Origin of the sequence: Caulobacter sp. (genome assembly GCF_035254145.1) — a bacterium.
Classification (GTDB): Bacteria; Pseudomonadota; Alphaproteobacteria; order Caulobacterales; family Caulobacteraceae; genus Caulobacter.
Map to the genome: position 1 here is coordinate 1 of NZ_DATFAV010000127.1, position 6,825 is coordinate 6,825.

7 protein-coding genes are annotated in these 6,825 nt (G+C 68.8%); 3 read left to right on the plus strand and 4 right to left on the minus strand.

Annotated elements, in window-relative coordinates:
- Nucleotides 1-233 precede the first annotated feature (233 nt).
- The 3 genes from VJ655_RS07540 to VJ655_RS07550 all read right to left on the minus strand — a co-directional run bounded on the left by VJ655_RS07540 (nt 234) and on the right by VJ655_RS07550 (nt 4,003).
- Nucleotides 234-1,373, minus strand: coding sequence for an aromatic ring-hydroxylating dioxygenase subunit alpha (locus tag VJ655_RS07540; protein WP_324110451.1), 1,140 nt, complete (start codon nt 1,371-1,373; stop codon nt 234-236).
- Nucleotides 1,374-1,539: 166 nt separating this feature from the next.
- Complete coding sequence (locus VJ655_RS07545) at nt 1,540-3,168, minus strand: NAD(P)/FAD-dependent oxidoreductase (protein ID WP_324110452.1); 1,629 nt, start codon at nt 3,166-3,168, stop codon at nt 1,540-1,542.
- A gap of 193 nt (nt 3,169-3,361) precedes the next feature.
- A complete protein-coding gene (locus VJ655_RS07550; RefSeq protein ID WP_324110453.1) occupies nt 3,362-4,003 on the minus strand; it encodes a glutathione S-transferase in 642 nt (213 codons plus the stop codon).
- Between the two features lie 103 nt (nt 4,004-4,106).
- On the opposite strand from VJ655_RS07550, the gene VJ655_RS07555 reads away from it, so the two are divergent.
- The gene (locus VJ655_RS07555) at nt 4,107-4,673 is read left to right on the plus strand and encodes a TetR/AcrR family transcriptional regulator (protein WP_324110454.1); all 567 of its coding nucleotides are present in this window, start codon (nt 4,107-4,109) and stop codon (nt 4,671-4,673) included.
- A gap of 80 nt (nt 4,674-4,753) precedes the next feature.
- On the plus strand, nt 4,754-4,954 hold the full coding sequence (locus VJ655_RS07560) for a hypothetical protein (protein ID WP_324110455.1): 201 nt from the start codon (nt 4,754-4,756) through the stop codon (nt 4,952-4,954).
- 25 nt (nt 4,955-4,979) lie between these two features.
- On the opposite strand, the gene VJ655_RS07565 is transcribed toward VJ655_RS07560, so the two are convergent.
- Nucleotides 4,980-6,341, minus strand: coding sequence for a PLP-dependent aminotransferase family protein (locus tag VJ655_RS07565; protein WP_324110456.1), 1,362 nt, complete (start codon nt 6,339-6,341; stop codon nt 4,980-4,982).
- Between the two features lie 50 nt (nt 6,342-6,391).
- Here VJ655_RS07565 and VJ655_RS07570 point away from each other — a divergent pair, with 50 nt between their 5' ends.
- The gene (locus VJ655_RS07570; RefSeq protein WP_324110457.1) at nt 6,392-6,811 is read left to right on the plus strand and encodes a DUF983 domain-containing protein; all 420 of its coding nucleotides are present in this window, start codon (nt 6,392-6,394) and stop codon (nt 6,809-6,811) included.
- Nucleotides 6,812-6,825: the final 14 nt, after the last annotated feature.

Consider the following 6,825-nt stretch of genomic DNA (forward strand, 5'->3'; position numbering starts at 1 on the left):
GGGCCAACACGACCTCTGCGGCGTCGACCAAGGCCTGGCGGCGGACGTCGGGGGCCTCGCGAGTGAAGGCGGCGCGCATGACTAGCCCTCCCCCTCGATGGGGGAGGGTTGGGTGGGGGTGATGCGGCGGTCGCCGTGCGAGCACACCCATCCCCGACCCTTCCCCCATCCCCGACCCTTCCCCCATCCCCGCGCCTTCCCCCATCGAGGGGGAAGGGGGCATTGAGCGAAACTCACCACCCCTCCGGCGGCCGCGCCAGCCGGCTCTCCGGAACCAGGGCCCGCAGCTTGCGGCCGAAGCTTCTCAACGACACTTCGCTGGTCGCCAGCGGCCCGGCGGTGAAGGTGCGCGACGCCATGCCCTGCTGCACGCGGGCGACCAGTTCGGTGTCCTCGGCGTTGACCTGGCGGTTGATGCGCCAGTTCAGATAGCGGGCCGCCTTCATCTCGCGGCGATCGTCGGGCAGGGCGTAGGCGATCTCGCGGATCATGGTCTGGGTGGCCGAGACCGGGATGAACTGCATGAAGTCCACCTGGTCCGGATAGATGTCGAAGGCGAAGTTCGGCCACAGCTTGAAATAGGTCCATAGCCGCTTGCGGTCCTCGGGCAGGTGCGCGACGTCGGGCAGCAGGTCCTGGTACAGCCGTTCGGACGGGCTTTCCGACGGCTCGTCGATCAGCTGGCCCCACATCTTGTCGACGAAGGTATGGGCCTCGACGCCGTAGCCCTTGCCAAACAGCCGCGTCAGGCCCGGATGGGCGACGGGGATGTGCAGGCCGTCGGAATAGTTGTCGCTGATGTTCTTCCAGTTCACCGCGCGCGGCCGCAGGGTGACGCGGCCGAACGGCTGCAGCTCTTCGAAGCGGTAGTGGGCGACCTCGTGCTCGTAGGGCGCCATCATCGTCGCCACCGACGGTCCCTCACCTTCGACGCGCACGAAGACGAAGCCGCGCCAGATCTCGGTCTGGATCCGGGCCAGGCCCTCCTTGGCCATGTCCAGGGCCGGATAGTCGTCGCGCATCGGCACGCCGATCAGCCGGCCTTCCAGGTCGTAGGTCCAGGCGTGATAGGGGCAGACGATACGTCCGCAGTGTCCGACGGGCCCGTCCAGCAGCCGCGCGCCCCGGTGGCGGCAGACATTGGCGAAAGCCCGCACCCCGCCGTCCTTGCCGCGCACCACGACCAGGCTCTCGCCCACGAAGTCGAAGGTGTGGAAGTCGCCGGCCTTGGGGATGTCGTTCAGATGGCAGACGATCTGCCACGAGGGACGGAAGATCTTCTCCTGCTCCTCGCGGAAGAAGCGCTCGGAGTGATAGGTCCAGCCGGGCAAGCCCCAGTCGGATTGAGGGTCGTCGTTGGGGATGGCGGTCATGGCTGAAGGCCTCCAATCCCAACATCTTCGCCTTCCTCCCCCTTGTGGCGAGGACCCATGGCGCCGCCGCTAAGGCCGAGCCGTAAAGCCCACGAAAGAGGCGGCTGAACGATGGGTCCTCGCCACAAGGGCGAGGAAGGCGGAGTTTTCCGGTCGGGAGTCATCATCACCGCCCCACCACCGACAGCTTCACCGCCGTCGCGAAATCCTTGTCCCGCAAGATCTCGCGCGCCGCGTTCCGTCCCGGATTGCCCGACACCCCGCCGCCGGGGTGCGTGCCCGCCCCGCACATATAGAGGCCGGCGATCGGCGCCCGGTGGCTGGCGTGGCCGAGGAAGGGGCGGGTGGCCCACAGCTGATCCAGCGACATGTGGCCGTGCATGATGTCGCCGCCGATCAGGCCGAACTTCCGCTCCAGGTCCAGCGGCGACAGGATCGTCCGTCCCAGCACCGAGGCCTTGAAGCCGGGCGCCCAGCGCTCGACCGTGTCGATGATCAGGTCGGCGGCGGCCTCGCGCTCGTCGTCCCACGACCGGCCGCTCGGTAGCTGCGGCGCGAACTGCTGGCAGAACAGGCTGGCCACATGCTGGCCCGGAGGCGCGAGCGAGGTGTCGATGGTCGAGGGGATCAGCATCTCGACGATCGGCGCCTTGCTGATCCCGCCCGCCTTGGCGTCGCGATAGGCCGCGTCCATGTAGTCCAGGCTCGGCGCGATCACGACGCCCGACTGGTGGTGCTCGGCTGTCTCCTTGCCCGGCAGGCAGGTGAAGCTGGGCAGCTCCGACAGGGCCACGTTCATCCGGAAGGTGCCCGAACCGTTCTTGTAGCCGTCGACCGCCTTGCGGAAATCGGCCTTCAGGGCCGAGGGCGGGACCAGCTTCTTGTAGAGCAAGGCCGGATTAACGTTGGCGCTGACGATCGGCGCCATGACCTGACGGCCGTCGACAAGCTGCACGCCCACGGCCTTGGTCCCGTCCACGTGGACGGCCTCGACCGGCGCGTTCAGCAGGATCTCGACCCCCGCCGCCTCGCAGGCCTTGCCCATGGCCTGGGTGATCGCGCCCATGCCGCCGACCGCGTGGCCCCAGGCGCCCTTCTTGCCGTTCACCTCGCCGAAGGTGTGGTGCAGCAGAACGTACGCCGAGCCGGGCGTGTCGGGGCTGGCGAAGTTGCCGACCACGGCGTCGAAGCCGAAGGCGGCCTTGACCGGATCGCTCTCGAACCAGCCGTCCAGCACGTCGCGGGCGCTCTTGGTGAAGAGATCCAGGAGGTCGCGCTTACGCTCGCGCGACAGCATCGCCAGCCGCCCGCCCTGGCGCAGGGCCCGCAGCAGGCCCGGAAGGCCATCGCCCAGGTTCGGCGGCGTTTCCTGAGCGAAGCTGCGTAGCACGTCGCCGATCTCGTCCAGCATGGCGTAGTAGGCCGGCAGCACCTCGGCGTCGCGGCGGCTGTACTTGCGGAACTCCTCCTGGGTGCGCGCGAGGCCTCCGCCCAGCTTCAGATACCTGTCGTCGCTGATCGGCAGGAAGTTCGAGATCGGCCGCTCCAGGAAGGTCAGGCCGTAGTCGCGCAGGCCCATGTCGGCGATCACCCGCGGATTCAGCAGGCTGACCGTGTAGCTGGCGACGGAGTTGCGGAAGCCGGGGTGGAACTCCTCGGTCACCGCCGCCCCGCCGACCACGCCGCGCGCCTCGCAGACCGTGACCTTCAGTCCCGCCTTGGCCAGGTAGAAGGCGCAGACGAGGCCGTTATGCCCTCCGCCGATGATGACGGCGTCGCGCGTGGTGGTGGTCATGCGGCCTCTCCCCCTAAATTCAGGGAGAGGCTGCTATACGATCGTATAATAAGCAAGGGGTGTAGCGATCCTCCCCCTAGCGGGGGAGGTGGCGCGAAGCGCCGGAGGGGGAAGTCCTGCTGACCTTGCCTCTTCCCCCTCCGTCGTCTCTTCGAGCCGACACCTCCCCCGCGAGGGGGAGGATTTACGGACTCTAGGCCGCCTTCACGCTGGGCCGTTCCTGCACGCGTTGACGCCAGGCCATCAGCGCCGCGCAGTCCTCCGGCACGTCGATCTTGGCGAAGCCGGCGAAGACCAGGCCGCCCAGCACGGTGATGTCGGCCATCGAGAAGGCCTCGCCGGCCACATAGGGCTGGTGGCGCAGCACCTTGTCGAAATAGCGCATGCCGGCCACGGCCCGTTCGCCTTGCTTGCGGCCGAAGGCGTCGCGGCCGGTCCAGGTGGGCTTCTTGCCGTCCTCGATCTTCGGGCCCAGGCCCGGGGTGGCGTAGTGGAAATAGTCGGCGACCGCGTCGATCAGCTCGGTCTCGGCGCGCTTCTGCATCATGTGGATCACGGCCTTGTCGCGCGGGGTCGCTCCGGTCAGGATCGGTTTGCCGTCGAGATTGTCCACGTACTCGGTGATGGCCGTGCATTCCGAGATGAAGAGACCGTCGCCCAGTTCCAGCACCGGAACCGCGCCCGACGGGTTCTTGGCCAGGAAGGCCTCTTCCTTGTGCTCGCCGCCCGGCAGGTCGACCTTCACGAACTCCACCTGGTCGGAAAGGCCCTTCTCGGCCAGGGCGATACGCACGCGCAGCGGGTTCGGGAAGCCGGGAACATCGTAGATCTTCATGGGTCGCTCCTGTCGCCTACCTATCGATAGGTAGATAGTGGGCGGACATAGGGGCTTCCGCCGCGCGAAGTCAATGTCTATCTACTGATAGGTAGGAGCGAGCATGACCCCGAAAGACACCCGCCAGACCATCCTGGACACCGCCCGGGCGATGGTTCAGGCCAAGGGCTACAACGCCCTGAGCTTCCGCGAACTGGCCAAGGACGTCGGCGTCAAGAGCGCCAGCATCCACTACTATTTCCCGACCAAGGGCGACCTCGGCGCGGCCGTGGCCCAACGCTACACCCAGGACGCGGTTGGCTATTTCGAGAAGCTGGCGGCCCGGGGCGACGATGTGGAAACGACCTTCCGCGCCTATGCCGATGTCTTCCGGGCCGCGCTGCGCGATGACAATCGCATGTGCCTCTACGGCATCATGGCGGCCGAGTACGGAGACCTGCCGGCGCAGGTGCGGGTCGAGGTCGACCGGTTCAGCGCCGCCAACGCCGAATGGCTGGCGCGGCTGTTGGCGCGCCGCCATCCGGACCTGGACGAGACCGCCCTGCGCGACCGGGCCCTGGCGACCTTCGCCGCCATCGAGGGCGCCCAGCTGGTGGCGCGGGGGCGGGGGGACATCGCCGTCTTCGACCAGATGCTGGCCGCCTACAAGGCCGCGGGACTGACGCCCTGAGCGGTTTGCGCCGACGCCGCGTTGAACTCGGCGGTCCGCGCCTTTAGATCAGCGCCTCGTTTCTCAGGGAAGGATCCCTCATGGCCAAGCTCCTGCCGCTCCAATCGTTCAGCCTGCAGGAGACCGAGGACGGCTACCGTCTGCTGGTCTCGGCCATCGGCGGGGAGTCGCTCTATGTCTCGATCACGCCCGACCAGATGGACGACATCATCGACAGCCTCGAGAACGCCATGGGCGGCGAAGCCGATGGCGAGGGCGAGGAAGACGACGTCGAGTTCTGAGGTCTCTTTATGATCGCCTCCGGCCTTAAGGAGCGGTCAGCCCCGCCAGAGCGCGCAATCCCCGCGCCAGGGTCATTCGCTTGCCGGCCGCGCCCAGCGAGATCCGCAAGCCCTCTCCCGTCGCGCCAGGCGCCCTGAAGGCTTCCGCCCCGACCAGGGCCAGGCCCCGCTCGCGGGCCGCCGGCGTGGCCAGCGCGCCGGGCAGCCAGACGTGCAGGCTTTCCGGTCCGCCCACGGCCTCCGGCAGCAGTTCGGCCGCGAGGGCCCGGCGAGCGATCGCCTCCTCGCGCACGCCCGTCAGCACGCGCGCGGCGTCGCCTTCGCGGATCCAGCTGGTGACCACGGCGGCCATCAGCGGCGGGGGCATCTGGGCGATGGCGTGCAGCGTCGTCGCCAGGTCCTCGGCCCGTCCGGGCGGGGCGATCAGATAGGCCACGCGCAGGCCCGGCGAGAGGGTCTTGGCGGTGGTGGCGACATGGAACACCCCCTCCGGCCACAGGCTGGCGAGCGCGGGCGGCGGCGCGGCGGGCAGCAGGCCGTAGGCGTCATCCTCGACGATCGTCACGCCGGCCGCGCGGGCGATGGCGACGACCGCCTCGCGCCGGGCGCGGTCCATGATCGCCGCCGTCGGGTTCTGGAAGGTCGGGGTGCAGCAGATCAGGCGCGGGCGAGTTTCGGCCACCAGCCGCGCCAGCGCCTCCGGCTCCAGGCCCTGGTCGTCCAGCGGACAGGCGACAACCGTCAGGCCGCGCCGGGCGGCGGTGGCCAGCAGGCCCGGATAGGCGAAGGCTTCGGCCAGGATCACGTCGCCCGGCGCGGTCAGGTGGTCCAGCAGGGCCGATAGCGCCGTCTGGGCCCCGCTGGCGACGATGACCCGGGCGGGATCGACCGCGCCCAGGGTCGGCGCCAGCCAGGCCGCCCCGGCCGTCCGCTGGGCCAGGGAGCCGGCGACCGGGTGATAAGCCATCAGGATCGCCGGGTCGGTGCGGGCCAGGATCGCGCCGGCCGTCTCGCGTAGCAGGGCCGCCAACTGCAGCCCGGCCGGCTGGGGCGGCAGGTTCATCGACAGGTCCACCAGGCCCGCCTCGTTATCGCTCCGGGAGCGGATGAACGTGCCACGACCGGGCGCGCCCTCGATCAGGCCGCGCTCGCGAGCCAGGGCGTAGGCGCGGGTGACGGTGGTGAAGTCGATTCCGACGAGACGCGCGACTTCGCGTTGCGCTGGTATCTGGTCGCCGGCCTGCAGCTCGCCCTCGGCCACCGCGTTTTCGAGAGCCTGGGCGATGCGGCGGTAGGCCGGTCCGCTCAGGGCTTCGATCCGCTGGAGCCAGCCGGCGGCGGGATTCGGTAATCCCTTAGTTGCGTCCATGGCGGGCGATCCATACATTGTCTGCGTAATGTATGCATCAACGCCGCGATTGTAGGAAGAGGTCTTTCATGACCGACCCGGATTTCACCGCCTTCGCCCACGCCCCGACGCCGATCCAGGCCGGGCTGAAGTGCTGCTGCCCCCGCTGCGGCGAAGGCAAGCTGTACCGAGGGTTCCTGACGCTGGCCCCGCGATGCGATCGCTGCGGGCTGGACTACGGCTTCGCCGATCCGGCCGACGGTCCGGCCTTCTTCGTGATGAGCGGCGTCGGCCTGGTGGTGACCGCCTTCTTCGCCTGGATTGAGATGGCCTATCACCCACCGGTGTGGGTGCATCTGGTCACGACCTTCCCGGCCCTGATCATCGGCTGCCTGGCCACTCTGCGCCCGGTGAAGGCCTGGCTGGTCGCCGCCCAGTACATCAACAAGGCCGAGGAAGGCCGGTTCGAGAGCCTGGGCCGGCACGATTTCGACGAGCGGCGGTTGTAGCGTTCGAAGCATCC

Bases quoted from the DNA above. Each gene is read 5' to 3' on its own strand.
- VJ655_RS07540 (WP_324110451.1), bottom strand. From the start codon at position 1,373: ATGACCGCCATCCCCAACGACGACCCTCAATCCGACTGGGGCTTGCCC.
- VJ655_RS07545 (WP_324110452.1), bottom strand. From the start codon at position 3,168: ATGACCACCACCACGCGCGACGCCGTCATCATCGGCGGAGGGCATAAC.
- VJ655_RS07550 (WP_324110453.1), bottom strand. From the start codon at position 4,003: ATGAAGATCTACGATGTTCCCGGCTTCCCGAACCCGCTGCGCGTGCGT.
- VJ655_RS07555 (WP_324110454.1), top strand. From the start codon at position 4,107: ATGACCCCGAAAGACACCCGCCAGACCATCCTGGACACCGCCCGGGCG.
- VJ655_RS07560 (WP_324110455.1), top strand. From the start codon at position 4,754: ATGGCCAAGCTCCTGCCGCTCCAATCGTTCAGCCTGCAGGAGACCGAG.
- VJ655_RS07565 (WP_324110456.1), bottom strand. From the start codon at position 6,341: ATGTATGGATCGCCCGCCATGGACGCAACTAAGGGATTACCGAATCCC.
- VJ655_RS07570 (WP_324110457.1), top strand. From the start codon at position 6,392: ATGACCGACCCGGATTTCACCGCCTTCGCCCACGCCCCGACGCCGATC.